The sequence below is a fragment of the Nocardia sp. NPDC047648 genome, assembly GCF_040642815.1.
GTDB lineage: Bacteria > Actinomycetota > Actinomycetes > Mycobacteriales > Mycobacteriaceae > Nocardia > Nocardia gamkensis.
The window spans coordinates 262,128-286,143 of record NZ_JBEYSX010000004.1 but is presented as its reverse complement, the minus strand read 5'-3'; the positions used below and the strand labels follow the sequence as shown (position 1 = coordinate 286,143).

General features: G+C 70.0%; 22 protein-coding genes. 12 read left to right on the top strand and 10 right to left on the bottom strand.

The window, feature by feature from the left end; genetic code table 11:
• The first annotated feature begins 40 nt into the window (after positions 1–40).
• Entirely contained in the window at positions 41–1,669 is a 1,629-nt protein-coding gene (locus ABZ803_RS12355; RefSeq protein WP_357036006.1) for an adenylate/guanylate cyclase domain-containing protein, read from the top strand.
• A gap of 46 nt (positions 1,670–1,715) precedes the next feature.
• Here ABZ803_RS12355 and ABZ803_RS12350 read toward each other — a convergent pair whose 3' ends face one another.
• From ABZ803_RS12350 to mca, 5 genes are all read right to left on the bottom strand, one after another.
• The gene (locus tag ABZ803_RS12350) at positions 1,716–3,770 is read right to left on the bottom strand and encodes a thioredoxin domain-containing protein (protein WP_357036003.1); all 2,055 of its coding nucleotides are present in this window, start codon (positions 3,768–3,770) and stop codon (positions 1,716–1,718) included.
• A gap of 468 nt (positions 3,771–4,238) precedes the next feature.
• Positions 4,239–4,817, bottom strand: coding sequence for a TIGR03086 family metal-binding protein (locus ABZ803_RS12345; protein WP_357036000.1), 579 nt, complete (start codon positions 4,815–4,817; stop codon positions 4,239–4,241).
• Between the two features lie 198 nt (positions 4,818–5,015).
• Positions 5,016–6,326 (bottom strand): FAD-binding oxidoreductase, encoded by a 1,311-nt coding sequence (locus ABZ803_RS12340; RefSeq protein ID WP_357035998.1) that lies wholly within the window; start codon positions 6,324–6,326, stop codon positions 5,016–5,018.
• 160 nt (positions 6,327–6,486) lie between these two features.
• The gene (locus ABZ803_RS12335) at positions 6,487–6,765 is read right to left on the bottom strand and encodes a hypothetical protein (protein ID WP_357035995.1); all 279 of its coding nucleotides are present in this window, start codon (positions 6,763–6,765) and stop codon (positions 6,487–6,489) included.
• A complete protein-coding gene (gene mca / locus ABZ803_RS12330) occupies positions 6,762–7,646 on the bottom strand; it encodes a mycothiol conjugate amidase Mca (RefSeq protein ID WP_357035992.1) in 885 nt (294 codons plus the stop codon). Before mca ends, ABZ803_RS12335 begins: the two co-directional genes overlap by 4 nt.
• Before the next feature lie 102 nt (positions 7,647–7,748).
• Between mca and ABZ803_RS12325 the strand changes: the two genes are divergently transcribed.
• Positions 7,749–8,219 (top strand): DUF4307 domain-containing protein, encoded by a 471-nt coding sequence (locus tag ABZ803_RS12325; protein ID WP_357035989.1) that lies wholly within the window; start codon positions 7,749–7,751, stop codon positions 8,217–8,219.
• Between the two features lie 297 nt (positions 8,220–8,516).
• Positions 8,517–9,011, top strand: a complete 495-nt coding sequence (gene greA / locus ABZ803_RS12320) for a transcription elongation factor GreA (protein WP_357035986.1) — start codon at positions 8,517–8,519, stop codon at positions 9,009–9,011.
• 97 nt (positions 9,012–9,108) lie between these two features.
• On the opposite strand, the gene ABZ803_RS12315 is transcribed toward greA, so the two are convergent.
• Positions 9,109–10,251 (bottom strand): cystathionine gamma-synthase, encoded by a 1,143-nt coding sequence (locus tag ABZ803_RS12315; RefSeq protein ID WP_040869624.1) that lies wholly within the window; start codon positions 10,249–10,251, stop codon positions 9,109–9,111.
• A 231-nt stretch (positions 10,252–10,482) separates the two neighbouring features.
• Between ABZ803_RS12315 and ABZ803_RS12310 the strand changes: the two genes are divergently transcribed.
• Positions 10,483–11,658, top strand: a complete 1,176-nt coding sequence (locus ABZ803_RS12310) for an acyl-CoA dehydrogenase family protein (protein WP_357035983.1) — start codon at positions 10,483–10,485, stop codon at positions 11,656–11,658.
• A gap of 96 nt (positions 11,659–11,754) precedes the next feature.
• Here ABZ803_RS12310 and ABZ803_RS12305 read toward each other — a convergent pair whose 3' ends face one another.
• A complete protein-coding gene (locus ABZ803_RS12305) occupies positions 11,755–12,741 on the bottom strand; it encodes a hypothetical protein (protein ID WP_357035980.1) in 987 nt (328 codons plus the stop codon).
• 281 nt (positions 12,742–13,022) lie between these two features.
• Here ABZ803_RS12305 and ABZ803_RS12300 point away from each other — a divergent pair, with 281 nt between their 5' ends.
• Positions 13,023–14,657, top strand: coding sequence for an HD domain-containing phosphohydrolase (locus ABZ803_RS12300; protein ID WP_357035977.1), 1,635 nt, complete (start codon positions 13,023–13,025; stop codon positions 14,655–14,657).
• Between the two features lie 287 nt (positions 14,658–14,944).
• Positions 14,945–15,424 (top strand): DUF4254 domain-containing protein, encoded by a 480-nt coding sequence (locus ABZ803_RS12295; RefSeq protein WP_357035974.1) that lies wholly within the window; start codon positions 14,945–14,947, stop codon positions 15,422–15,424.
• A gap of 92 nt (positions 15,425–15,516) precedes the next feature.
• Here ABZ803_RS12295 and ABZ803_RS12290 read toward each other — a convergent pair whose 3' ends face one another.
• A complete protein-coding gene (locus ABZ803_RS12290; RefSeq protein WP_040869628.1) occupies positions 15,517–16,905 on the bottom strand; it encodes a cystathionine beta-synthase in 1,389 nt (462 codons plus the stop codon).
• A gap of 103 nt (positions 16,906–17,008) precedes the next feature.
• On the opposite strand from ABZ803_RS12290, the gene ABZ803_RS12285 reads away from it, so the two are divergent.
• The 3 genes from ABZ803_RS12285 to ABZ803_RS12275 are packed head-to-tail and all read left to right on the top strand — an operon-like array spanning position 17,009 to position 19,643.
• Complete coding sequence (locus ABZ803_RS12285; RefSeq protein ID WP_357035970.1) at positions 17,009–17,470, top strand: hypothetical protein; 462 nt, start codon at positions 17,009–17,011, stop codon at positions 17,468–17,470.
• Between the two features lie 60 nt (positions 17,471–17,530).
• Positions 17,531–18,382, top strand: coding sequence for an SGNH/GDSL hydrolase family protein (locus ABZ803_RS12280; RefSeq protein WP_357036347.1), 852 nt, complete (start codon positions 17,531–17,533; stop codon positions 18,380–18,382).
• Between the two features lie 40 nt (positions 18,383–18,422).
• Positions 18,423–19,643 carry an acetyl-CoA C-acetyltransferase gene (locus tag ABZ803_RS12275; protein ID WP_040869638.1) on the top strand — a complete coding sequence of 407 codons (1,221 nt, stop codon included), beginning with the start codon at positions 18,423–18,425 and terminating at the stop codon, positions 19,641–19,643.
• A gap of 58 nt (positions 19,644–19,701) precedes the next feature.
• Here ABZ803_RS12275 and ABZ803_RS12270 read toward each other — a convergent pair whose 3' ends face one another.
• Both ABZ803_RS12270 and ABZ803_RS12265 read right to left on the bottom strand, forming a co-directional pair.
• Positions 19,702–20,565 carry a Bax inhibitor-1/YccA family protein gene (locus ABZ803_RS12270; RefSeq protein ID WP_357035967.1) on the bottom strand — a complete coding sequence of 288 codons (864 nt, stop codon included), beginning with the start codon at positions 20,563–20,565 and terminating at the stop codon, positions 19,702–19,704.
• Between the two features lie 133 nt (positions 20,566–20,698).
• Complete coding sequence (locus ABZ803_RS12265) at positions 20,699–21,850, bottom strand: methyltransferase (protein ID WP_357035964.1); 1,152 nt, start codon at positions 21,848–21,850, stop codon at positions 20,699–20,701.
• A 224-nt stretch (positions 21,851–22,074) separates the two neighbouring features.
• Here ABZ803_RS12265 and ABZ803_RS12260 point away from each other — a divergent pair, with 224 nt between their 5' ends.
• The 3 genes from ABZ803_RS12260 (at position 22,075) to ABZ803_RS12250 (ending at position 23,892) form a co-directional block, all read left to right on the top strand.
• Entirely contained in the window at positions 22,075–22,650 is a 576-nt protein-coding gene (locus ABZ803_RS12260) for a hypothetical protein (protein WP_357035961.1), read from the top strand.
• Between the two features lie 48 nt (positions 22,651–22,698).
• Positions 22,699–23,193 carry a hypothetical protein gene (locus ABZ803_RS12255; protein WP_357035958.1) on the top strand — a complete coding sequence of 165 codons (495 nt, stop codon included), beginning with the start codon at positions 22,699–22,701 and terminating at the stop codon, positions 23,191–23,193.
• A gap of 87 nt (positions 23,194–23,280) precedes the next feature.
• A complete protein-coding gene (locus tag ABZ803_RS12250) occupies positions 23,281–23,892 on the top strand; it encodes a DUF305 domain-containing protein (RefSeq protein WP_357035956.1) in 612 nt (203 codons plus the stop codon).
• Positions 23,893–24,016: the final 124 nt, after the last annotated feature.

Genomic DNA, 24,016 nt, shown 5'->3' with positions numbered 1-24,016 from the left:
TAGAGTCGACGGGGAGGTCGGACGAGGAGGGGCGCATCCCATGATCGCGAAGCTCGTCGTCTGGGCGCTCAAAGCCAGGGGTGGTCTGGCCGCGCTGGTCACCACGGCGAATCTCAGCGGCCTCGCGGTGATCGTCACCCAGCTGTGGCTGAACGGGTTCCTCGGCAGGCTGGGCCCGGATTGGCCGCGGGCGCTGGCCTTCGTCGGCATCTACCCCGCCGTCGGGTTCGTGGCGGGCATCGTACTGGCGGTGCGCGACCGCAAGACGTACTTCGGCTGGCTCGACGCCGCCCGCAAGCCGACCGAGGTGGAGGCGCGGCGCCTGCTGCACCTGCCCGTCGCCATCACCATGCGCGCGCTCGCGCTGTGGATCCCCGGCGTGATTGTGGCGACCGTGATCTTCGCGCAGCTGAGCCCGCACAACGACCCCGGCGTGACGGCGGCGCTGTTCACGATCGGCGCCTTCGAGTCGGCGGCGGTCACCTTCCTGATCGTGGACCGGTTGATCCGCCCCACCATTCCGGTGGTGGCCCGAGTGCTCGGCTGGACCATGCACTGGAGTTCCTCCGTGCTGGTGCGGGTCGTGCTGACCTGGGCCGTGGCGGCGGCGCTTCCGCTGCTCATGCTGATCGTCGTGCTGGCCGACCCGGCGGCGGCCGCGTCCGACCGGGTGCGCACCGCCATCTACCTGTCCGGGGTCGGCATCGGCGTCGGTGCGCTGGCCACGGCATTCCTCGCTCGCGCGGTCGCCGCGCCGATGCGCACCCTGCGTCAGGCCCTGGACCGGATCGCCCAGGGTGACTGGGGAGCCCGGGTGCCGATCGGCAGTACCAGCGAGATCGGCAGGTTGGAGCATTCGGTCAACGAGCTGGCCGCGAACCTGCGCGAACGCGACCGGATGCGGGAGGTGTTCGGCAGGCATGTCGGGACGGAGGTGGCCGAGCGCGCGCTCGCGGGCGGAGCGGACCTCACCGGCGACGTGCGCGAGGTGTCGGCGTTGTTCGTCGACGTGACCGGGTCGGTGGAGCTGTCCACCGGGCTGCCACCGCAGGAGTTCGTGGCCAAACTCAACCGGCTGCTCGCGATCGTCGTCGCGGCGACCGAGGAGAACAACGGCCTGGTCAACAAGTTCGAGGGCGACGCGGCACTGTGTGTCTTCGGTGCGCCGATCGCGCTGCGCGACAACGCGACCCCGGCTCTGCGGGCGGCGCGGCGCATCCGGGACGAGGTGCTCGCCACCGGCGAACTCGACATCGGGATCGGCGTCGCGCGCGGACCGGTCTTCGCGGGCGACGTCGGCTCCGACACCCGGCTCGAGTTCACGGTGATCGGCGACGCGGTCAACGAGGCCGCCCGCCTGACCACGGCGGCCAAGGAGGTGCCGCGGCGGATCCTGGTGAGCCAAGCGGTGATCGAAGCCGGCGCGGAACACGAACGCGCCAAATGGACGTTCTACGACACCATCGTGCTACGCGGCATGAAGGAGCCGACGGTCTGCTGGACCGACATCGACAGCTCCGGCACGCGGCCCGAGTCCACGAACACCCGCACCGATCAGCCCGAGCTGCCGCCGGACACCAATCCCGTCATCGAAATCCACACCGCGGCACCCGAGCCCGAGGGCGCCAGGACACCGGACACCGAACTCGACGCCCCACCTCGTCGTTAGCCCCCGGCTCCCTCGAAGCGGGAACTCATCGATCGCCTCATTGCCGCTAGTTCCGCTGGAGCGCCGCCCGGAGCTGGTCCGGAGTGGAGACCGGGAGGTCGCACACGGAGCCACGGCAGACGTAGGCTGCCGCCGCGTCACGGACCAAGGGCCGGTCAGCGAGGAGCGGCACGGTGTTCGGCGCGGCGGCGAGAACGACCGAGCCACCCGGGGCGGCCGAACGAGCCGCGGCGAGCAATTCGGTAGGCCGGGCGGCCGGTTCGGCGGTGGCGATGGCGACCTGCAAGGGACCGCGCAGGGCCGCCTCCGCGACGGCGAGCCACTGACCCGCAGAACGGGGCGCGCGCGCCAGCACGATCGCACCGCGCCCGACGGTGCGGTCGGCGAGTTCGCGGTAGCGGAGGGCTCGTTCGGGGTCGCTCGTGGCCGCGGCGGTGAGCAGCGCTTCGGCCAGCGCGGAGGCGCCCGCGGGAGTGGCGCCGTCGACCGGGTCACGCGGGCGGGCGACGAGGGTTTCGGCGTCGTCGGCGGTGTCGAACCAGCTGCCCGGCTGGTCCGGGTCGGCGAAGTGCTCGATCGCGAGGTCCAGCAAGCGCTGGGCGTCTTCCAGCCAGCCGAGTTCACCGGTGGCCTGGTGCAGCGCGAGCAGGCCGGTGACCAGCCAGGCGTGATCCTCCAGGATGCCGGGCGCGGCGCCTGCGACGCCGCCGAGCGATGCGCGCCGCAGCCGCCCGTCCACCACGTGCTCGGCCAGCAGGAAGCGCGCGCACCGGACAGCGGCGGCGGTCCACTCCGGCTCGTCCAGTGCGGCCGCGGCCTCGGCCAGCGCGGTGATCGCCATTCCGTTCCACGCGGTGACCACTTTGTCGTCCCGGTCCGGCTGTGGGCGGCGGTCGCGGGCGGCGATCAACGCCGCTCGGACGCGTTCCACCCGCGCGGCGTCCTCCGCCGTGGCGGGGTCGACGTACCTGGTCGGCACGGAAGTGCCCTGTTCGAAGTTTCCGGCGGTGGTGACGCCGAAGAATCCGGCCGCCCACGCCCCGTCGATCGGCCCGAGTTCACCGGCCAGCTCGGCGGGCGTCCACACGTACGTCGCGCCCTCGACACCAGGCTTGCCGGGCTCCAGGTGGGTGTCGGCGTCCAGCGCGGAGGCGAAGCCGCCCTGCGCGGTCCCCAGGTCGTCGAGCAGGAACCGTACGATCTCCCGGGTCACCCGCCGCGACAACGACTCCGGAGGCGCCGGGGTGCTGCGCCGGGCCAGGTGCGCGTAGGCGCGCAGCAGCTGCGCGTTGTCGTAGAGCATCTTCTCGAAATGCGGCACGACCCATGCGGCGTCGACCGAATACCGCGCGAATCCGCCGCGCAGCTGGTCGTAGATGCCGCCGCGTGCCATCGCCTCGGCGGTGCGGGCCACCACGTCGATCACCGCGCCGTCACCGGTCCGCTCCCAGTGCCGCAGCAGTCCCTCCAACAGCGCCGACGGCGGGAATTTCGGGGCGCCGCCGAACCCGCCGTGCTCGGCGTCCTCGTCGCGCAGCACGGCGGCGACGGCGTGGGCGAGCAGCTCGGGGGTGATCGTCAGGTCCGTGTCGGGCAGTCCCGCCGTCTGGTCGCGCAGGGCCGCCGCCACCTGCGCGGAGGCCTGGTTCACCTCGTCTCGCCGGGTGCGCCAGGTCTCGGTGATCGCGGTGAGCAACTGGGTGAACGACGGCATGCCACCGCGCGGAAGCTTCGGGTAGTAGGTGCCGCAGTAGAACGGTTCGCCGTCGGGGGTGAGGAAGCAGGTCATCGGCCAGCCACCCTGACCTGTCATCGCGACCGTGGCGTTCATGTACACCGCGTCCAGATCGGGCCGCTCCTCCCGGTCGACCTTCACGCAGACGAAGTTCTCGTTCATTTGCTCGGCCGTGGCCGTGTCCTCGAACGACTCGTGCGCCATGACGTGGCACCAGTGACAGGACGCGTACCCCACCGAGAGCAGGACGGGCACGTCCCGCTCGCGCGCTTCGGCCAGTGCCTCGGCATCCCATTCCCGCCAGTGCACCGGGTTGTCCGCATGCTGGCGCAGGTACGGGGACGTCGCCTCTCCGAGCCGGTTCATGGCTCCACCGTACGGCGCATTCCGGCGCCGCGCGGGCGGCACGGCTCGACTCGTGGTGCTGACATCCGCCGCGAACGGCTACGTCACCGCTGAGACAGCCGGGCGCCCTCGCCGCCGCGGTACGAACCCACCAGACGGCCTACGCCCCGTCGGATCGGTGCGATCCGGTGGCTCGATCGGTAGAGCGGTCCACGGCAGGGTCCTCGGATTCGTCGGGCTCGATTCGCTCGGGCCGGTATTTCGTCGCCTGGAGATTTCGGGCGTCCAATGTGCCGTGCGGGAGCGGCCGATTTCGGTTCGGCCGCTCCCGCACGGGAAATGCGAATATTGATTATCAGTGGGATATTTGGCTCGGAGTCATTTCCGATCACGCAGCCGAACGGGTACCGGCGCCCTATGGGGAATTCACGGCAAACCGGATGGAGTGCGCAAGCCCCCTGCCGCGACGGATGGGCTCGTTCCCGCCGACTAGGCGGTTCGGGCAAGTACTTCTCGACCCACGTACGCCAACAACCGACGGTGCGCCGGTTCGTCGTCGGCGACCGCGACTTCGGGCCCGAAAATGCCGGGCCCGCGGAAGGTGTCGATGCCTCCCATTGCTTGCATGGTGGCGAGCAGTTCGCCACATAGCTCGTCGTCGGCCAGATCCGGCCGATCGATGGCCACCGCGATATCGACGCCGTGCACGAGGAGCTCGGTGAGATGCACCAGTGCCGCCACGGGACCGGGCAGTTCCCCGAGCGAGATGGCCACCGTGCCGTCCAGGGCGTCGAGCCGGTGCCAGGCGGCGCGGTCCACCTCGGCCGCCGCGGCGTACGCGCCCTGCGGATCACCGCCGAGCCAGTCGGATTCGTGCTCGGCCCCCGCGTCCGTGCCGCTCAGCGCTGCCGCGAAGATGTGCATGCCGCCCACGGTGTGGTTGAGCACGGCGCGGACATCCCACTCCCGGCACGGCGTCGGCGCTGCCAGACCCGCTCCTCCCACGGCGGCGACGATCGCTCCGGTCGCATCCAGTGCACGGTCGATCTGTCCGATCACGTTGTCCATGAGCATCCTTCGGTCGAGCGGTTTGGCTGAATTGGTAACACAGGACGCCGACAAGTGCGCGGTAATGCGAACACCACCTTGCACCCGGATAGTTGCCGGCGGTGTGCTTCTCTGCTCGCCACCTTTCTTCCGACCGGGCCCCTACCGAACTGCGGCGGGAGCGAGACCACCAGCCGGTCTCGGCCCCGCCGAGCGGGTCTATCCGAGCACCGGATAGTTGGCCCGGATAACGCCGTGCGGGTCCCGGGCGCGTTTGATCTCGCGCAGCCGGGTGAGCGTCGCGGAATCGAAAGCGGCCGAGGCGGTTTCGCCGGGTGTGAGGAAGGTGTACGGCTTGCTGCCGCTGATCTGCCCGCTCACCGCGTCGACGAGGGCGGTGCGCCGCGCGGTCACCGCGTCGGCGAGGTGCGGCAGCCCGAGACCGAGGCAATAGAGCAGGTACGGCTCCGCGATCGGGCCGCGCGCGCCCCCGTCCGGCCGGGCGGTGGCCATGGCGCCGCCCAGGTGCCGGATCTGCACGTTCGCCAGCGGCGCGACCGGCTCATCGATCAGGGTCTTCACCACGGCGTCGCCGAGATCGGTGAGCTGCTCGGCACGCGACAGCGACGGGCTCGGGTCCGTCGGTTCGCCGGTGACCGCGCCGATATCGGCGGGCCCGAAAACGCCGCGCCGGTCGAGAATCGGGTTCCCGATGGCGTCGAGCCGCGCGAGCAACGCACGCCCGCGATCCGGATCACCGAGGTACACCGCGTCCAGGCCGACCATGGGCGGTGCGTCCGGGATCTGCAAGCGCTGGAACCACACGCTCAGGTCATCGGGCGCGTCCGCGGTGATCTCCTGGAAGACGTCGAAGACCTCGCGGATCCGCGCTTCGGGCCACAGCGTGCGGCCGCCGAACAGCTCCGGCACGGGAAACAGGTCGAACTCGAGCGCCGTCACCACGGCGAAGTCGCCACCGCCGCCGCGCAGCGCCCAGTACAGGTCCGGATCGTCCTGGGCCGTGATCCGCCGCCGAGCGCCGTCGGCGTCCACCACCTCGAACGCGCGCACGGCGTCGCTCGCCCAGCCGTACTTGCGGCCGAACCAGCCCATACCGCCACCGAGCGTGTAGCCGGTGACGCCGACCACCGGATTGCTGCCCGCCAGGCCGGTCAAGCCGTGCCTGGCAGCGGCGGCCTGCACCCGGCCCCACGCCGCCCCGGCGCCGACGCGCGCCACCCGCCGCCGGGCATCGATCTCGATGTCGTCCAGCTCCCCGGTGCGCACCAGGATCGCGTCGGGCACTCCGCCGGACGCGCCGTGACCGGTCGGCTGGGTTACCACCGGCGCGCCGACGCGGGCGGCGTACCGGACGACGGCCGCGATGTCGCCCGCGTCACCGGCCCGCACCACGGCGGCCACCGGCTGGGTAACCGTCGTCGTCCACGGCCTGGCCGCGGCTCGGAAACCCTCGTCACCGGCCACCAGCACGCGACCGGGCAGCGCGGCGCGCAGTTCGTCGAATGTCATTGCTCGTCCTGACTCTCAGCGTTCGGAAGCAGCCGCGAGCGACGAATGCGTGAGCAGGCCCTCCGGACGGGACGGGCCGTGGTTCGTGCCGCGACTACCTCATCGACGAAAGAGAGCGCGGAAGAGTGACAAAGAGCGGATCAGCGGGCTCAGCGCCCGGTCAGCTCGATTCGGCGCGCCCTCCCGGGCCCGCGCCTTCGGTCCCGTCGGCACGACGGGTGATGCCGTGCTCGGTCCCCTCGTCGGCTTCCTGGTCCGGTTCGGGGTGCTCGGGCTCGAACGTCGCGGGCAGGCCCTTGATGTGCCGGTTCATCGAGCGGATCAGCAGGAAGGTCCCCGCCAGCAGAAGCAGGACGATGACCAGACCCAGCGGCGACGCTTTACCGAACTCGGGGCCGGTCGGCGTCCCGGGCGTCTGGGCGAGCAGGACCAGCGTCACGACCGCTCGTCCTCGATGCCCGCGAACAGGTCGGTCTCCGGCAGCTCGGTGCGCACCCGGGTCTTGGCCAGCTCGAACTCCTCGGTCGGCCACAACCGCTGCTGCATCTCCAGCGGAACGGCGAAGAACGCGCCGTTGGGGTCGATCTGCGTCGCGTGCGCGCGCAAGGCGTCGTCGCGCTGCGGGAAGTACTTGGCGCACTCGATCTGGGTGGTGATCCGGGCGAACATGTCACCGCGCTCTGCGGCGTACTTGCGCATCCGGTCCAGCCATTCCTGCATCGGGAACGGTTCGCCGAGACGCTCGTACTCCGCGGCGAAGGCTTCCATCCGCCGCATGCTGAAGCCGTGGTCGTAGTACAGCTTGAGCGGCGTCCACGGCTCCCCCGCCTCGGGGAAGCGCTCGGGATCCCCGGCCGCCTCGAACGCCGCCATCGACACTTCGTGGCAGCGGATGTGGTCGGGGTGCGGGTAGCCGCCGGTCTCGTCGTAGGTGGTCATCACGTGCGGCTTGAACTCGCGCACCACGCGCACCAGGGCCTCGGTGGCCTCCTCCAGCGGAACCAGCGCGAAACTGCCTTCGGGCAGCGGCGGCATCGGGTCGCCCTCGGGCAGCCCCGAGTCGACGAATCCGAGCCAGTGCTGACGCACGCCGAGCGCGCGCGCCGCGGCGGCCATCTCCTCGCGGCGGATCTCGTGGATCCGCTCCAGGACGCCGGGGGTGTCCATGGCCGGGTTCAGGATGCTTCCGCGCTCTCCGCCGGTCAGCGTCACGACGAGGACGTCGTGTCCTTCGTCTGCGTAGCGGGCGGTCGTCGCGGCACCCTTGCTGGACTCGTCGTCTGGGTGGGCGTGCACCGCCATGAGGCGAAGGCCACTCACGTCTCGTTCTCCGTCGCTCTCGGTCGCGGGTGTCGGGGCTTCGTTACCTATAGTTCCATTCGACCCACATTTGTTCCGACGTACCCCCCGGGAGCGACCACCATGAGCCAGCCCGCGCCGGAGCCCGGCGGTGACGCGAAGGCCGCGGCGGCGTCACCGGGCCTGCCTCCCGCCGACCGGTACGGCACCCGGCCCCGCAAGCCGCGCCGCTGGATCGTGCCGGTGCTCGGCGTACTGGTGGTGCTCGCCGGACTCGGCGTGGCCTATCTCGGGTACCAGAAGTACGGGCCGGAGGACATCGAGGCCGAGCAGCTCGGCTATGTCGTCGTCGACGACTCGACCATGACCATCCGGCTCAAGGTCACCCGCGCCGACCCGGAGCGGCCGGTGGTGTGTTTCGTCCGCGCGATGGCGCGCGACGGCTCCGAACTCGGCCGACGCGAAGTGCTGGTCGAACCGTCGAGCAGCGGGACGGTGGAACTGACCACCGTCGTGCGCTCGTCCGCGCGGCCCGCGTCGGGCAGTGTGTACGCGTGCAGCGATCGGGTACCCGGCTACCTGCGAGCTGGCTGATTTCCGCGCATACACCGGCGACCTGCCTACGAAATCAACTCCGACCTGCACATTTGTGAATCATGCTAAAATGGCGTGATACACGGTTCCGGGGCTCGGAGCCGTGTTTGCTGCATTGGCGGCCAGCGCTGACGGTTCGGGCTTGCGAGCTTGCCCGCGACCAGGGCCTGTCGGGGTTCGATGAACTTCCCAGGATCGCTCTAGCCGTCGACTGGTGCATGCCCGCTTCCGGGTGGGTACACGCCAGTGCTCAGGGAATCCCGGCCTGCCGGGAACAACTACTAGGGAGTGATCGAGATGACTGAGACGCAAGTGACCTGGCTGACCCCGGAGTCGCACGACAGGCTCAAGAGCGAACTCGACGCGCTCATCGCCAACCGTCCGGTCATCGCCGCCGAGATCAACGAACGCCGGGAAGAGGGCGACCTCAAGGAGAACGGCGGGTACCACGCCGCCCGCGAGGAGCAGGGTCAGCAGGAGGCGCGCATTCGCCAGCTTCAGGAACTGCTGAACAATGCCAAGGTCGGCGTCGCACCGACCAAGTCCGGCGTCGCGCTTCCCGGGTCGGTCGTCAAGGTCTACTACGACGGCGACGAGACGGACACCGAAACCTTCCTGATCGCCACCCGCGAGGAGGGTCTCAGCGATTCGAAGCTGGAGACCTACTCGCCGAACTCCCCGCTCGGTGGCGCGCTCATCGACGCCAAGGTGGGCGAGACCAGGGAATACATGCTGCCCAACGGCAACACGATGAAGGTCACCCTGATCAGCGCCGAGCCCTACCACAGCTGATGCACTCGGCCGTGGCCCCGCGCCCGGCCGACACCCCCGCGGACACGAGCGGCCGCGCCCGATCATCGGGTGCGGCCGCTTCCTCATATCCGTGAACCTAGCTCAATGCCTGCTCGATATCCGCGAGCAGGTCGCTGACATCCTCGATACCGACCGAGAGCCGCACCAGATCGGCGGGCACCTCCAGCTCGGACCCCTCGGTGGAGGCGTGCGTCATCGCGGCCGGATGCTCGATCAACGACTCGATGCCCCCCAGCGACTCGGCGAGGGTGAACACCTCGGTCCGCGAGCAGAACTTGCGCGCGGCCTCCACGTCGCCGTGCAATCGCACCGAGATCATCCCGCCGAACCGGCGCATCTGCTTGCCCGCGACGGCGTGGCCAGGATGCTCCGGCAGACCGGGGTAGATCACCTGCGAGATCGAGGGATGCCGGGACAGGAACTCGGCGACGGTTTCGGCGTTGTCGCAGTGCCGGTCCATCCGCAGCGCGAGGGTCTTGATGCCGCGCAGTGTGAGGAAAGCGTCGAACGGACCGGGGACGGCGCCCGCGCCGTTCTGCAGGAAGGCGAACGCCGCGTCGAGTTCCGGATCGTCGGTGATCAGCGCGCCGCCGATGACGTCGGAGTGGCCGCCGAGGTACTTGGTGGTGGAGTGCACCACGATGTCGGCGCCGAGCAGCAGGGGCTGCTGGAGATAAGGGGTCGCGAAGGTGTTGTCGACGACCAGCTTCGCTCCCGCCGCGTGCGCGACCTCGGCCAGTGCCGGGATGTCGCCGATGCTCAGCAGCGGGTTGGTCGGGGTCTCGATCCACACCAGCTTGGTGTTCGGCCGGATCGCGGCGCGCATCTCGTCGACGTTGAACACGTGCGCGGGTGAATGCTCGATCCCCCACTGGCTGAAGACCTTGTCGATCAGCCGGAAGGTGCCGCCGTAGGCGTCGTCGGGGATCACGATGTGATCGCCCGGACGCAGCGTGGCGCGCAGCGCACAGTCGGTCGCGGCCATGCCGGACGCGAACGCCCGGCCGTAGCGGCCCGATTCCAGCGCGGCGAGGTTCGCCTCCAGCACGGAGCGCGTCGGGTTGCCGGTGCGGGCGTACTCGAAACCGCCGCGCAAACCGCCCACGCCGTCCTGGGCGAACGTCGAACTCGCGTAGATGGGCACATTCACCGCGCCGGTCTGCGGATCGGGTTCATACCCGGCGTGCACGGCCCGTGTGGAGAATCCCAGCTCGCTCATGAGAGTCAGCCTAATCGGGGCGATCCCCGGGCTATTTCCAGGTGTGCGCATATCTCGGCCGCGCCCGCAGGAGAATCGGGCAAACCTCCGCAAAAGCGTCGGTGCGGCGGGATCCCGCCCCGTCGGTCCGGTCGAGTTACGCGACTGCCGGAGTTCGATCGGAAATCTTTCGCCCGCTGGCAGGGGACGTGAGTTCGGTCTCACCGGACTCGCCCCATTTAGGCTGAATCCATGGTCACTGTGGAAGAACTGTTCGCTACCGACGCACTGCTGTCCGAGGACGAGCGCGAGATCCGCGATACCGTCGCGGCCTTCGCGGCCCGGCGGCTGCGACCGCACATCGCGGACTGGTTCGAGGCGGGCACCTTCCCGGCGCGCGAACTCGCCCCGGAGCTGGGCGAGCTGGGACTGCTCGGCATGCATCTGGAGGGATACGGCTGCGCGGGCATGTCGGCGACCACCTACGGCCTGGCCTGCCAGGAGCTGGAGGCGGTCGACTCGGGTATCCGCAGCATGGTCTCGGTCCAGGGTTCGCTGGCGATGACCGCGATCCACGAATTCGGCTCGGAAGAACAGAAGCAGCAGTGGCTGCCGGAACTGGCCGCGGGCCGGGCGATCGGCTGCTTCGGGCTCACCGAACCCGACTTCGGCTCGAACCCGGGCGGCATGCGCACCCGGGCCAAGCGCGACGGCGCGGACTGGGTGTTGAGCGGTGCGAAGATGTGGATCACCAACGGGTCGGTGAGCGACGTCGCGGTGGTCTGGGCGCAGACCGACGACGAGGGCAAGCAGGTGATCCGCGGGTTCCTGGTGCCCGCGGGGACGCCCGGGTTCACGGCGCGGGAGATGCACCGGAAACTGTCGCTGCGCGCGTCGGTCACCGCGGAACTGGACTTCGACGACGTGCGCCTGCCCGCCGACGCGGTGCTGCCGGGATCCCGAGGGCTGGCCTCGCCGCTGGCCTGCCTGAGCGAGGCGCGCTTCGGCATCGTCTTCGGCGCGCTCGGCGCGGCACGCGAGTGCCTGGCGTCCACCATCGAGTACGCCAGGACCCGCGAGGTGTTCGACAAGCCACTGGCCGCCTACCAGCTCACCCAGGCCAAGCTGGCCGACATGGCGCTGGAATTCGGCAAGGGGCAGCTGCTCGCGCTGCACATCGGGCGGCTGAAGGACCGCGGCGTGGTGACACCGGAGCAGGTGAGCGCGGGCAAGCTGAACAGCACGCGCGAGGCCATCGCCATCGCCCGGGAATGCCGCACCATCCTCGGCGCCAACGGCATCACCCTCGACTACCCCGTGCTCCGCCATGCGAACAATCTGGAGTCGGTGCTCACCTACGAGGGCACCGCGGAGGTACATCAGCTGGTGCTCGGCCGGGCCCTGACCGACGCGAACGCCTTCCGCTGACAAGCGATTTCGGATGAATATTTGCTGAATCGCATTCGAATAATGGCGCTGCCGAGAGGTGAGTTCGGAATCGAATAAAACCGAAAAATTGCTGATCTAACGGAAATCGTCCTCGTCGGGGAAGTCGAAGTATTCGCGCGGCGGCGGGTGGGCGCCGCCGGACCTCGCCCCATCGCTTCGGTGCTGTCCCCGAGTTCGCGCACCGTGCTGGTGCCGTTGCCGCCCCGGACCGTCCTGCCACGGCACGCCCTCCCCGCGGTCGACCCGCCGGTCCCACTGCCATTCCGCACCGGGGTCCGGCCGGTCTTCCCACTGCTGCCCCCGCGCCGCCTGCTGATCCATCCACAGCTGCTCGCGCGCCGCGTCCGAGCGGCCGCGCTGGTAGGCCGCGGCATGTCCGCGAACCGCGGGCATCTCCTCCTCCAGTTCGCTGAGCCAGTTCTCCCAGCGTTGCTGCATCGGGCGGACCATACCGCCGCCGAGGCCGACCACCAGGATGCCGCCGATGGTGGCGAGCACCGTGATGAGGATCGGCAGCGTGACGGAGGTGGCCACGCCGATCTGGTTCAGCGCCGCCACGATGCCGATACCCCACACGAACACCGCCGCGACCCGGCCGAGCATCGCGCCGTAGGACAGACCGCCGAGCAGGCTGCCGACCATCTCGCGCGTCGCGTGGGCGACCGCGCCCGCGACGACCAGGATGATGATCGCGACGCCCGCCTTGGGCAGCCAGGCGACGACGCCGTCGATCGCGTCGCTCACCGGATTGGACCCGAAGACTCCGAAGCCCAGTTGCAGCGCGAGCAGCATGATCGCGTAGTACGCCAATTTCGCCAGCAGATCGCGGGCGTCGTAGCGACTGCGCGACAGCAACTGCCGGATCCCGCCGCGCTCGGCGAGGCGATCGAAACCGACCCGCCGCAGCACCTTCCCCACGATCGCGGCGACCGCTTTCGCGGCCAGCCAGCCGATCAGCAGGACGAGCAGGAACCCGGCGAGTTGGGGCACGAACCTCGCCACGGAACTCCACGCGTCGGACAATCCCTGCTGGTAATCGATAGCCGAACTGGAGGTGCGCATTACCTGCCCTTCGCTATCCGTCGACAAAAACATGACGTTTGCCACGATGACATATTGCCCGGTTATACCTCTGGACTTCGCTCGGCAACGCGATTTGCGAATAAGTTGCCAAAATCTGATGGACGAGACACGGCACCGAAACAGGCCCCTCCGGGCCGAACGGCGGTCCAGCGGGCGATCCGGCGCCTGCTCGGTCCCGTGCTGTGATCCGGACGCGGATTACGGTCCGGGAGAACCGAATTGGTCCTGCGCGCGCCGCGAACGGACACTACTGTCGGTGCATGTCGTCGATCCGCGCCGCCGAGGTCCTCGCGGCACTGTCGCTGACCACCGATCTCGCCACCGGGATGCCGTTGGAAAAGGGGCTGGCCACCTGCCTGATAGCCACCCATCTCGCCGAGCGGATCGGGCTGCCGGAGGCCGAGCGCCGTGCCGTCTTCCTCGCCGCACTGCTGGCCGCCCTCGGGTGTACCGGCCGCGCCTCGGAGAACGCGGAGTCGTATGCCGACGACATCGCCTTCCAACGCGCGTGCCATGTGCTCGATCCCGGTGATTCCACCGTCTTCACCGCGCAGCTGCGCCGATTCGGCAACTGGTCGCCCGCCGCCCAATCCGCGCTGCGCAATCGATTCCTCGCCCAGGTGCACACCGGGGCCCCGCGGGCCCTGCGCTCGTCGAGCGAGATGGTCCGGGCGCTCGGATTGCGACTGGGCCTGCCGGATGCCGCCGTTCGCGCCTTGACCGAGGTGGAGGAACGCTGGGACGGGCTCGGTGCGCCGGACCGGCTGCGCGGGGAGGCCATCTCGCTCGCCGGACGGATCCTGCACGTGTCCGAACAGGCAGTGCTCGCGCTGGAGGGGGTCGGCGACGAACCCGCGGCCGTCCTGCCGCTGGGGGGCGGCTTCCCCCGCGAAGAAACCGGGCATCGGGCGGATGGGTCCGAGCACGACCCGGCGCGTCCCGCGCCGAGCGCCGTGGCGAGCAGGCAGGGTGTCGTCCTGGGCGAGTTGCGGCGACGGGCCGGTGGCCACCTCGACCCCGACCTGGTCGCCGTCTGTGACGCCGATGCCCTGCGCGCGGTGCTCGACGTCCCCGACCTGCTCGCTGCCGTCCTCGCCGCCGAACCGGGAGCGCAGGCGACGCTTCCGTCCACCGAACTCGACCGGCCCGCCCTCGCGCTGGCCATGGTCGTCGACCTGAAAGGCCGTTACCTGCTGGGGCATTCGGCGCACGTCGCCGGACTGGCCGATGCCGCGGCCGGCCGGATGGGCGTGCCCGCCGAGGATCGGGCGGCACTGCGCGCCGCCGCCCTGCTGCACGATCTGGGCCGTGCCGCGGTGTCCAGCACGGTCTGGGACCGCGGCGGCCCACTCGGTCCGCGGGACTGGAAACGCGTGCGGTTGCGCGGCTATTGGACCGAACGCATCCTGCGCCGCTGCCCCGGGCTGGCGGGGCTGGCCGAGCTCGCCGCAGGACACCACGAGCGGCTCGACCCCAGCGGCGATACCCCGGGTGAGCGGGAGGCTTCGCCGGGGGCCCGATTACTCGCGGCCGCTGACATTTTCGCGGCCTGCACCGAAGCGCGACCCTATCGTCCGGCCGCTCGTCCCGAGGAAGCCGCGGCCCATCTCGGGGCCGAAGTCGCGGCGGGCCGCCTCGACGGTGACGCCTGCACCGCCGTGATCGCCGCCGCCGCGGACCGCCCCGGCCCCGGCGGCCACGGCCTCTCCGCCACCGAGATCGACGTCCTGCGCCTGTCGGCGCGCGGCCGCTGCGGCCGGGAGATCGCCGCCGAACTGCTCCTTCCCGAACGCACCGTCACCCACCACCTCACCGAATTGCGCGCCAAGACCGGCCACCGGACCCGGGCGGGCGCCGCCGTCTTCGCCATGTCCCACCAACTCTTGCCCGGCTGACCCGCCTCGCCCGCCGAAACACGTTCGCGCACAGGGCTCGCGAGGCGCGGGTGCGCGAGGCCTGCCTCACACGAGTCGCAGGCGGGATGGGTAGAGGATTGTTACCTCTTGTCATTCAGGTGCCATATGGGTGTCACCGTCAGGCCAAGGGGAACGCGGATGATAGTGGGGGACCAGGGCATTGGGGCGATGCCTCCACCGCCACACCATCGGAGGTGCGAAGATGCACACGTTGACGATCGACCCTCGCGCACCGTGGTCGGTTCCGAATGCACTGGGAGCCTGCCATGTTCGTGCGTGACCATCTGCCCCGGCGCTCGCACGGCGTCGCCCGCCGGCTACCGGATCAGCGCGAACTGGTGGCCGCCTTCGGCGGTCATCCGAGTGATCCGGCGGATGACCACCCCCTGCTCGGCTGGGCCGCGACGCTCGCCGCACTGCACCGCGAGCGCCACCGCGATCCGCTGGCCGCAGCCGGAATAGATTGCCGCCGAGCGGAATTGGTCGCCACCATCGACGCGTGGACGATCGACCAGCTGCCCGGGAAGCGGTCGGCCGATCATCTGCGCGCCGAATCCGTCGGCGCCACGGTCGACCGCATGGCCGCCGCGCACGTCCACGCCAGCCATCTGTTGCGCACCGCCGAGAAGGTGTCCGACGCGCGCGTGCACGCCGCCTGGTACCGGCTGGCCCTGCTGGCCGACGAATGGACCGACCTGGTCACCGGCGGCGTGCGCGAAACGGTGCGCGGCAGGAGACCGGCCTGAGCCGACAGCCGGAAAGCGCCTACTCGCCGTACCGGCGTGCGATACGGCCGAGTCGGCGCCCGGCACCGCTCTCCGGAGCGGTCGGTGTTCGCCTACTTCCCGAGGCTGCCCGTGCTGAGGAAGCCGAGCAGGTCGTGGCGGGTGATCACGCCGACGGGCTTGCCGTCCTCGACGACCATGAGCGCGTCGGTGTCCGAGAGCGCCTTCGTCGCGGCGGAGATCGGCTCGCCCGAACCGATCAGCGGGAACGAGGGGCTCATGTGCTGGGCCACCGAATCGGTCAGGTGGGCCCGGCCCTCGAAGACCGCCGACAGCAGATCGCGTTCGGACACGCTGCCCGCTACCTCGCCCGCCATGACCGGCGGCTCGGCGCCGACCACGGGCATCTGGGACACGCCGTACTCGCGCAGGATCTCGATCGCGTCGCGCAGCGTCTCCGACGGGTGGGTGTGCACCAGGTCCGGCAGCGCGCCGGACTTGCCCCGCAGCACGTCACCCACGAGCGGTTCGGCGGTGCCGTCCAGCCGCTCGCGGAGGAAGCCGTAGGAGCTCATCCACTCGTCGTTGAAGATCTTCGACAGGTAGCCGCGACCGCCGTCCGGAAGCAGCACCACGACCACCGCGTCCGGATCGCGTCGAGCCACCTCGACGGCCGCGACGACCGCCATGCCGCAGGAACCGCCGACCAGCAGGCCCTCCTCGCGGGCCAGCCTGCGGGTCATGTCGAAGGAGTCCGCGTCGGAGACCGCGATGATCTCGTCCGGCACGGCCGGGTCGTAGGCCGACGGCCAGAAGTCCTCGCCGACACCCTCGACGAGATACGGCCGCCCGGTGCCGCCGGAGTACACCGAGCCCTCCGGGTCGGCGCCGATGATCTGGACCTTCCCGCCGGAGACCTCCTTCAGGTATCGGCCGGTGCCGGTGATGGTGCCGCCGGTGCCGACACCCGCGACGAAGTGGGTGACCTTGCCGTCGGTGTCGCGCCAGATCTCCGGGCCGGTGGTCTCGTAGTGGCTGGCCGGACCGCCGGGGTTAGAGTACTGGTCGGGCTTCCACGCGCCGTCGATCTCGCGGACCAGGCGGTCGGAGACGCTGTAGTAGCTGTTCGGGTGGTCCGGCGGCACCGCGGTCGGGCAGACCACGACCTCGGCGCCGTAAGCGCGCAACACGTTGCGCTTGTCCTCGCTCACCTTGTCCGGGCAGACGAACACGCAGTTGTAGCCGCGCTGCTGCGCGACCAGGGCGAGGCCGACGCCGGTGTTGCCGGAGGTGGGCTCGACGATGGTGCCGCCCGGCCGCAGCTTCCCGGACTGCTCGGCGGCGTCGATCATCTTCACCGCGATCCGGTCCTTCGAACTGCCGCCCGGGTTCAGGTATTCGATCTTGGCCGCGACCAGCCCCGCGTTCGGTCCCACGACCGAGTTCAACCGGACCAGCGGCGTGTTGCCGATGAGATCCACGACATGATCCGCGATGCGCATGGCCCCCATAGTTGCAGACGCACTAACTGTGAGTTCGCGCACGCCGCGCGCAGCGGCCTCGGACTGCGCGCGAATCGGCGCCCGCAGCCTTAGGATCGCTGCCATGAGGCAGCCGAACATCGCCCGCGCCGCAACGCTTCTGGCCGGATCGGCGCTGGCTCTAGTGGTCGGATCCGGTGCGCAGGCGCAGGCGGCGACCGTCGAATTCCCGCAGGTGCCGACGCTCGCGCGCGGCGGTCTGTGCTGGACCAGCATCCGCACCTGGGCCGACACCGGTCCCGAATGGCCGGGCCGCGCCATCCTCAACGTCCGCGCGCTCCCCGTGAACGGTATCGGGCCCGGTATCTACCCGCTGGCGCCGCTGTGCGAGGTCCGCACCACCATCGCGTGGCGCAATGTGACCACCGGGGCGACGGGCAGCTACGACAACGTCGTGGTCACCGGCATCTACGGCAGCATCCAGTACGCGCTGTTCCAGGACACCGGTCCCGGCCTCGTCGAGGTCACCGTCTCCACCGACGCGGCGAGCATCCCCGCTCGCGGCAGCTTCGTCGTACCGGGCTGACCTCGTTTTCGTAAAATTCCCGACGTGAGCGCACCTCAGTTCCGCTGGCGCACCGCGGCGATGACCGGGGCCGCGGCCGTGCTCGCCGGCTCCGGTGCGGGAACGGCGTGGTGGGCGACCTATCGCCTGCTCATGGCGCAGGCGGGCGTCGCGCGCGGCATGATCGGCCGGGACACCTCCAAGCCGCCGGAAGCCGATGGCATCTATACCGCGGGCTGCGCGGAGCCCGAGCCGTGGCGGGCGGGCAAGCACGCCGACCTGCATCTGATGATCTTCGGCGACTCCACCGCGGCGGGACTCGGCTGCACGGTGGCCGACGAGGTGCCCGGCGTTCGCCTGGCCCGCGGACTCGCCGAGGCGACCGGGCGGCGGATCCGCCTGAGCACCAAAGCGATCTCCGGGGCCACCTCCAAGGGCTTGGCCGGTCAGGTGGACGCGATGTTCGTCGCGGGCCCGCCGCCGGATGCCGCGATCATCCTCGTCGGCGCCAACGACGTGACCAAGAAGCACTCGATCCGGGCCTCCGCGCGCAGACTCGCCGCGGCGGTCGCCCGGTTGCGCCGCGCCGACGCGGTGGTGGTGGTCGGCACCTGCCCGGACCTGGGCATCGTGACCGCCATCCCGCAGCCGCTGCGCACCGTCGTGCAGAACTGGAGCACGCGGCTGGCCAAGGCGCAGCACGTGGCGACGACGGTGGCGGGCGGGCACCCGGTGCGGATGGGCTATCTGCTCGCGCCCGAGTTCCGCGCCGCGCCCGAGCTCCTGTTCGCCGCCGACGGATTCCACCCCTCGGCCGCGGGCTACGAACTGGCCGCGGCGAAATTGCTGCCGGTGCTGCTGGACGCACTGGCCGGGACGCGCGCTTCCGGTACTCGGCGACGGGACGTAGATTCGGTAAGAACCCACGAGTAACAAGAGGGTTCGCCAGAACCGTCCGACCCAAGGAGTCCTCATGCCCGAGGCCGTCATCGTTTCGACCGCACGCTCCCCGATCGGTCGTGCCCGCAAGGGTTCGCTGGTCGACCTGCGGCCCGACGATCTGACCACGCAGATTGTGCGGGCAGCGCTCGACAAGGTGCCTGCCCTGGACCCCGCCCAGATCGACGACCTGATCCTGGGCTGCGGCTCGCCGGGCGGTGAGCAGGGCTTCAATATCGCCCGCGTCGTCGCCGTGCAGCTCGGCTACGACTTCGTGCCCGGCACCACCGTGCACCGCTACTGCGCTTCGTCGCTGCAGTCCACCCGGATGGCGTTCCACGCGATCAAGGCGGGCGAGGGCGACGTGTTCATCTCCGCCGGTGTGGAGACCGTGTCGCGGTATGTGAACGGTTCCTCCGACAGCTGGCCGAACACACAGAACCCGCTGTTCGCCGAGGCGCAGGCGCGCACCGCGAAGACCGCGGAGGGCGGCGCGGGCATCTGGCACGACCCGCGCGAGGACGGCCTGATCCCCGACGTCTACATCGCGATGGGTCAGACCGCCGAGAACGTGGCGACCTCCACCGGCATCACCCGCGAGGACCAGGACCGCTGGGGCGTGCGCTCGCAGAACCGCGCCGAGGAGGCCATCAAGAACGGCTTCTTCGAGCGGGAGATCACCCCGGTGACGCTGCCGGACGGCACCGTGGTCAGCAAGGACGACGGCCCGCGCGCGGGCGTCACCTACGAGGCGGTCTCCGGGCTGAAGCCGGTGTTCCGCCCGGACGGCACCATCACCGCGGGCAACTGCTGCCCGCTCAACGACGGCGCCGCCGCGCTGGTCGTCATGAGCGACACCAAGGCGAAGGAGCTGGGCCTGACGCCGCTGGCGCGGATCGTGTCCACCGGCGTGTCGGGCCTGTCGCCGGAGATCATGGGCCTCGGCCCGATCGAGGCCTGTAAGCGCGCGCTGGCGCTGGCGGGCAAGACCATCGACGACATCGACCTGGTCGAGATCAACGAGGCGTTCGCGGTGCAGGTGCTCGGCTCGGCCCGGGAGCTGAAGATCGACGAGGACAAGCTGAACGTCTCCGGCGGCGCGATCGCGCTGGGCCACCCGTTCGGCATGACCGGCGCCCGGATCACCACCACGCTGATCAACAACCTGCAGACCCACGACAAGCAGTTCGGTCTGGAGACCATGTGCGTCGGCGGCGGTCAGGGCATGGCGATGGTCATCGAGCGCCTGAGCTGACCCGGATGCGAGAAAGGGCGGTCACCGGAACTCCGGTGACCGCCCTTCTGCTGAATGGCTAGTCGTTCTGGAAGTAGCTCAGCAGTCGCAGGATCTCGACGTACAGCCAGACCAGGGTGACGGTGAGGCCGAGGGCCACGCCCCAGGCCGCCCGCTCCGGAGCCTGCGCGCGGATCAGCTGATCGGCGGCGTCGAAGTCGAGCAGGAAGCTGAACGCGGCGATGGCGATGACCACCAGGCTGAACACGATGGCCAGCGGGCCGCCGTCGCGCAGGCCGAGGCCGCCGTCGATGAAGAAGCTCGCGACCAGGTTGCCCAGCATCAGCACCAGGATGCCGATCATGGCGCCGACGATGATCCTGGTGAAGCGGGGCGTCACCCGGATGGCGCCGGTCTTGTAGACCACCAGCATGCCCGCGAAGACACCGAACGTGCCGAGCACCGCCTGACCGATCAGCGCGCTACCGCCGACCCCGCCGAACTCGACATTGGTGAACATGAACGACAGCGCACCGAGGAAAAGGCCCTCGGCGACGGCGTAGGACAACACGAGTACGGGGTTGTCCATCTTGTTCGCGAAGGTCGCCACCAGCACCAGCACCAGGCCGACCAAGCCGCCGACGATCACGAACAACGGCGCGAGCGAGGTGTTCGCGTTGGTAAGGCCGTAGGAGACGATGGCGGACAGGGCGAGCACCGCGAGGGTGATACCCGTCTTCGTCACCACGTCGTCGATGGTCATCGACCGGGTGGTGGCCGGAGCCTGCTGATAGGGCTGCGGGTGCTCGCCGTACTGCTGCGGATACTGGCCGTACTGGTTGCCGAACTGTCCCGCGGAGGTCACGCCCGAACCGAAGCTGGCGTATCCACCGCCCTCCTGCCTTGGCAGGTTCCTGAAAACCGGATTGCTCGTGGTACGCATTGAACGGCGTCCCTTTCTGGAGTCGTTGCCGCTGTTCATCGAGTTCGTTCACTCGATATCCAACTGCCCTGTCCAACGTTTGTCATCCGTCGCGAGTTCCCGGAGAGTCACGCCGAGACGGACAATTCGGACTCTACTGCTGCCGTGAGTCGTGCAGGCCACGCACCGAGCGAGTCACGGTGAACTTCCGGTTGCGGCCGACCACCTCGGTCCGGCCCACCATCCGTTCGACCACGGCCCGGTAGTTCAGATGCGAGTTGTACACCGTCCACAGCTCCCCGCCAGGGCGCAGCACCCGCCCGGTCTCGGCGAACATCTTGATCGCGGATCCGGTGTGCACGGCCGCGCCGACATGGAACGGCGGATTGCACAGCACGAGGTCGGCGCTGTTGTCCGCGGCGGAGGACATGGCGTCGTCACGCACGGCGCACACCCGGTCGGCGACGCCGTTCGCCTCGGCGGTCGCCCGCGCCGAGGCGACGGCGGCCGCGGATTGATCCGTGGCGGTCACCTTGATGCCCGGCCGCGCCGTGGCCAGCGCGACGGCCAGGATGCCGGTGCCGCAGCCGAGATCAATGGCGTCGCGGGCGTCCGGCTTCATCAGTTTGAGGTGCTCGACCAGGAATCTCGTGCCGATGTCCAGGCGCGCCCCGGAGAAGGCCGCGCCGTGCGCGACCACATCGAGACCGAGTTCGTCCAGCCGATCGCGCACCGGAAACGGCCGATCCGCCACGGGTTTGGGTCCGGTCACCAGCAGCGTGCGCGACTTCTGCCTGCCACGGCTGGCGCGCACCTCGGAGAACGATTGCGCCAGAACGTCGTTCATCGACTTGGTCAGATACTTGTCCCGCCCGCCCGCGAACACCTCGACGGCCGGATCCGCGTAACGCGCGATGGCATCGGCGGCCTCGGCCAGTCCGGCCAGCACCCGGGGCAGGCGAAGCAGCACCACCCGGGCGTCACGCAGCAACCCGGGGCCGAGCGGGTGCGCCGTGTAGCGATCCGACAGACCCGCCGCACGGGCGTTGTTGGCAAGGGCGAGTTCACCGGTGAGCAGATCCTGATGCACCCGGACGTCGCGCAGATCGTGCCCCGCGATGGCGCCGAGAGTCAGCGCACCGTAGGCGTCACCGATAACGGCTACCTTCCCGCTATCCACAGTCGCCAGGGCGTCGGCCGCGACGTCGAGGATCAGCCGATCGGCGGCGTCGACGGCGTAGAGGTTCAGTGCCTCCACGTCCGGATACCGCCGCAGCCGGCTCAGTACGTCCTCGACATCTCCCACACCTCAAGTGTGCTAGATCGTTGCCGAACAGTCGCGCCCACCCCGCCGAATCGTTCTCGCGGCCTTCTCCGCAGCGCGGCTCGCGCACTGAACCGCTGTGGGACAAGCGGTTCGGCGGACGCCGCGTTCCCGATCGCCGCCACGCCGCGCCCGACCACAGGCGAATCAGCCGCAACGCCCTCCGGTTACGCCATCCGGCGCGTTTCGCTGAGTAGCATCGGGCCATGCGCAACAGGATGGTGCTCATGGTCGCGGTCGCGACGGCACTGCTCGCGGGCTGCGGTGACGGCGACTCGCAACCGGGCCTCCCGGTCGCCTCCAGCACCGCGACGCCCGCCGCGGTAGCGCAGGCCCCTGTGCCGGGGGACACCGCGCCGAAGCAGGGCAAGCCCTCCGGCGACGCCGCGCTCACGGTGACCGACGTTCGCCTAGGGCGTCAGCCCGGCTTCGATCGCGTGGTCTACGACCTCGGCGGGGTCGGCACGCCCGGCTGGCTCGTCCGGTACACCGACCGTGCCGTGCAGGACGGCAGCGGCAATCCGGTGGACGTGGCGGGCCGGTCGATCCTGGAAGTGCGCATTCTCGGGTCGGCCTATCCCTTCGACAGCGGCGTGACGCCGTACGAGGGCCCCGACCCCGCCGTGAACCCGGAGGTCCCCGGCATCGCGGGCGTTTACCGGACGACCGTGTTCGAGGGCGTGACCCAATCGTTCATCGGCATACAGGCCGACCGGCCCCCGTTCACCGTCACCGCGCTCTCCAACCCCACCCGGCTCGTCGTGGACATCGCTCACTCCTAGATACCGGTACCACCAACCGGTATCCGCGCAGGGGTAGAATCGGCGCTCGTGGTCCAACGCCGCATACTCGACGCCACCGGGCCTGCCCGGCTGCTGGGGATGCTCGCGCTGCTGGCCGGGGTGGTCGTTATGCATTCGGCGGTCTTCGGGTCCTCGGGCCACGTCCACGCCGCCGGTGCGCACGCCGCGCCTGCGCTCGCTTCCGGAGCATCGGCCGACGGCCTCGGACGGCATGCCGCGATCCGGGATATCTCGGATCACGATGTAGCCCGGTCGAGTCACGCGACATCCGGCAGCCGCGAACAGGTAGCGCTCCCGCACTGCGCGGGCGGCGGGTGCGACGGCGCGCACAGCGCGCTGCACAGCTGTGTGTTCATCCTGACCGGCCTGAGCGCGCTGGCCGCGTTGGTGCTGCTCTACCGGATGGCTGTCGATCGTCCCGGCGGCGGCGCGGCCCGGCCACGGCACTGGCGGGCGCGGCGGGAACGACCACCGCCATGGACCGTGCTCACCTTGGCCGAACTGGCGATTCTGCGGATCTGACAGGTCCGCCGCGGCCGTGTGTCCGAACCACGGTCGCGGCGTTGTCCCCTCCGTCCCGCAGACTTCGCACCTCGCAAGGAGCAACCCATGTTCATCACTCGCACCCGCTCGATCCTCGCCCTCGCCGCGATCGCAGCGGTGAGCCTCGCCGGATGCGGCGACGCCGACACCGGGCACACCACCGAGCACGGCACCTCGACAACCGCCTCGGCCGTCACGAGCGCACCCGCACGCGCGGAGTACGACGACGCCGACGTGATGTTTCTGCAGATGATGTATCCGCATCACGCCCAAGCCGTGGAGATGGCGCGGCTGGTGCCGAGCCACACCGACAACCCGCAGTTGCGGACGCTCGCCACGCAGGTCGAGCAAGCTCAAGCGCCGGAGATGCAGCAGATCACCGCCCTTCTGCAAAGCTTCGGCAAGCCGGCTCCCACCGCGAACGAAGGGCACGGCGGCCACGGGATGCCCGGCATGATGTCGGCCGAGCAGATGACCGCGCTGCGGGCGGCCTCCGGTCCGGACTTCGACCGCCAGTGGCTCACCATGATGATCGAGCACCACGCGGGCGCGATCACCATGTCCGAAACGGAACTGGCCGAAGGCCGCAATGCCGACGCGAAGGCGCTCGCCGAGACGATCATCGCCGCTCAGCGGACCGAGATCGAGCAGATGCGCACCATGCTCGGCCAGCGCTGAACCCCACCCCGCGCCGATATCGGTTGGCCATCGATATCGGCGCGGGCGGGCGTGTCCCGACCACGCGACGTACGGTCGGAATGTCCGGCGCTCCTGCTGTCCCGGCCGGACTTTCGAGGGGAGT

Coding starts and splice junctions, on each gene's coding strand:
- ABZ803_RS12310 (WP_357035983.1), top strand. CDS start 10,483: ATGGTCACTGTGGAAGAACTGTTCGCTACCGACGCACTGCTGTCCGAG.
- ABZ803_RS12275 (WP_040869638.1), top strand. CDS start 18,423: ATGCCCGAGGCCGTCATCGTTTCGACCGCACGCTCCCCGATCGGTCGT.
- greA (WP_357035986.1), top strand. CDS start 8,517: ATGACTGAGACGCAAGTGACCTGGCTGACCCCGGAGTCGCACGACAGG.
- ABZ803_RS12325 (WP_357035989.1), top strand. CDS start 7,749: ATGAGCCAGCCCGCGCCGGAGCCCGGCGGTGACGCGAAGGCCGCGGCG.
- ABZ803_RS12345 (WP_357036000.1), bottom strand. CDS start 4,817: ATGGACAACGTGATCGGACAGATCGACCGTGCACTGGATGCGACCGGA.
- ABZ803_RS12285 (WP_357035970.1), top strand. CDS start 17,009: ATGAGGCAGCCGAACATCGCCCGCGCCGCAACGCTTCTGGCCGGATCG.
- ABZ803_RS12250 (WP_357035956.1), top strand. CDS start 23,281: ATGTTCATCACTCGCACCCGCTCGATCCTCGCCCTCGCCGCGATCGCA.
- ABZ803_RS12260 (WP_357035961.1), top strand. CDS start 22,075: ATGCGCAACAGGATGGTGCTCATGGTCGCGGTCGCGACGGCACTGCTC.
- ABZ803_RS12355 (WP_357036006.1), top strand. CDS start 41: ATGATCGCGAAGCTCGTCGTCTGGGCGCTCAAAGCCAGGGGTGGTCTG.
- ABZ803_RS12315 (WP_040869624.1), bottom strand. CDS start 10,251: ATGAGCGAGCTGGGATTCTCCACACGGGCCGTGCACGCCGGGTATGAA.
- ABZ803_RS12270 (WP_357035967.1), bottom strand. CDS start 20,565: ATGCGTACCACGAGCAATCCGGTTTTCAGGAACCTGCCAAGGCAGGAG.
- ABZ803_RS12340 (WP_357035998.1), bottom strand. CDS start 6,326: ATGACATTCGACGAACTGCGCGCCGCGCTGCCCGGTCGCGTGCTGGTG.
- ABZ803_RS12295 (WP_357035974.1), top strand. CDS start 14,945: ATGTTCGTGCGTGACCATCTGCCCCGGCGCTCGCACGGCGTCGCCCGC.
- ABZ803_RS12290 (WP_040869628.1), bottom strand. CDS start 16,905: ATGCGCATCGCGGATCATGTCGTGGATCTCATCGGCAACACGCCGCTG.
- ABZ803_RS12305 (WP_357035980.1), bottom strand. CDS start 12,741: ATGCGCACCTCCAGTTCGGCTATCGATTACCAGCAGGGATTGTCCGAC.
- ABZ803_RS12300 (WP_357035977.1), top strand. CDS start 13,023: ATGTCGTCGATCCGCGCCGCCGAGGTCCTCGCGGCACTGTCGCTGACC.
- ABZ803_RS12280 (WP_357036347.1), top strand. CDS start 17,531: ATGACCGGGGCCGCGGCCGTGCTCGCCGGCTCCGGTGCGGGAACGGCG.
- ABZ803_RS12350 (WP_357036003.1), bottom strand. CDS start 3,770: ATGAACCGGCTCGGAGAGGCGACGTCCCCGTACCTGCGCCAGCATGCG.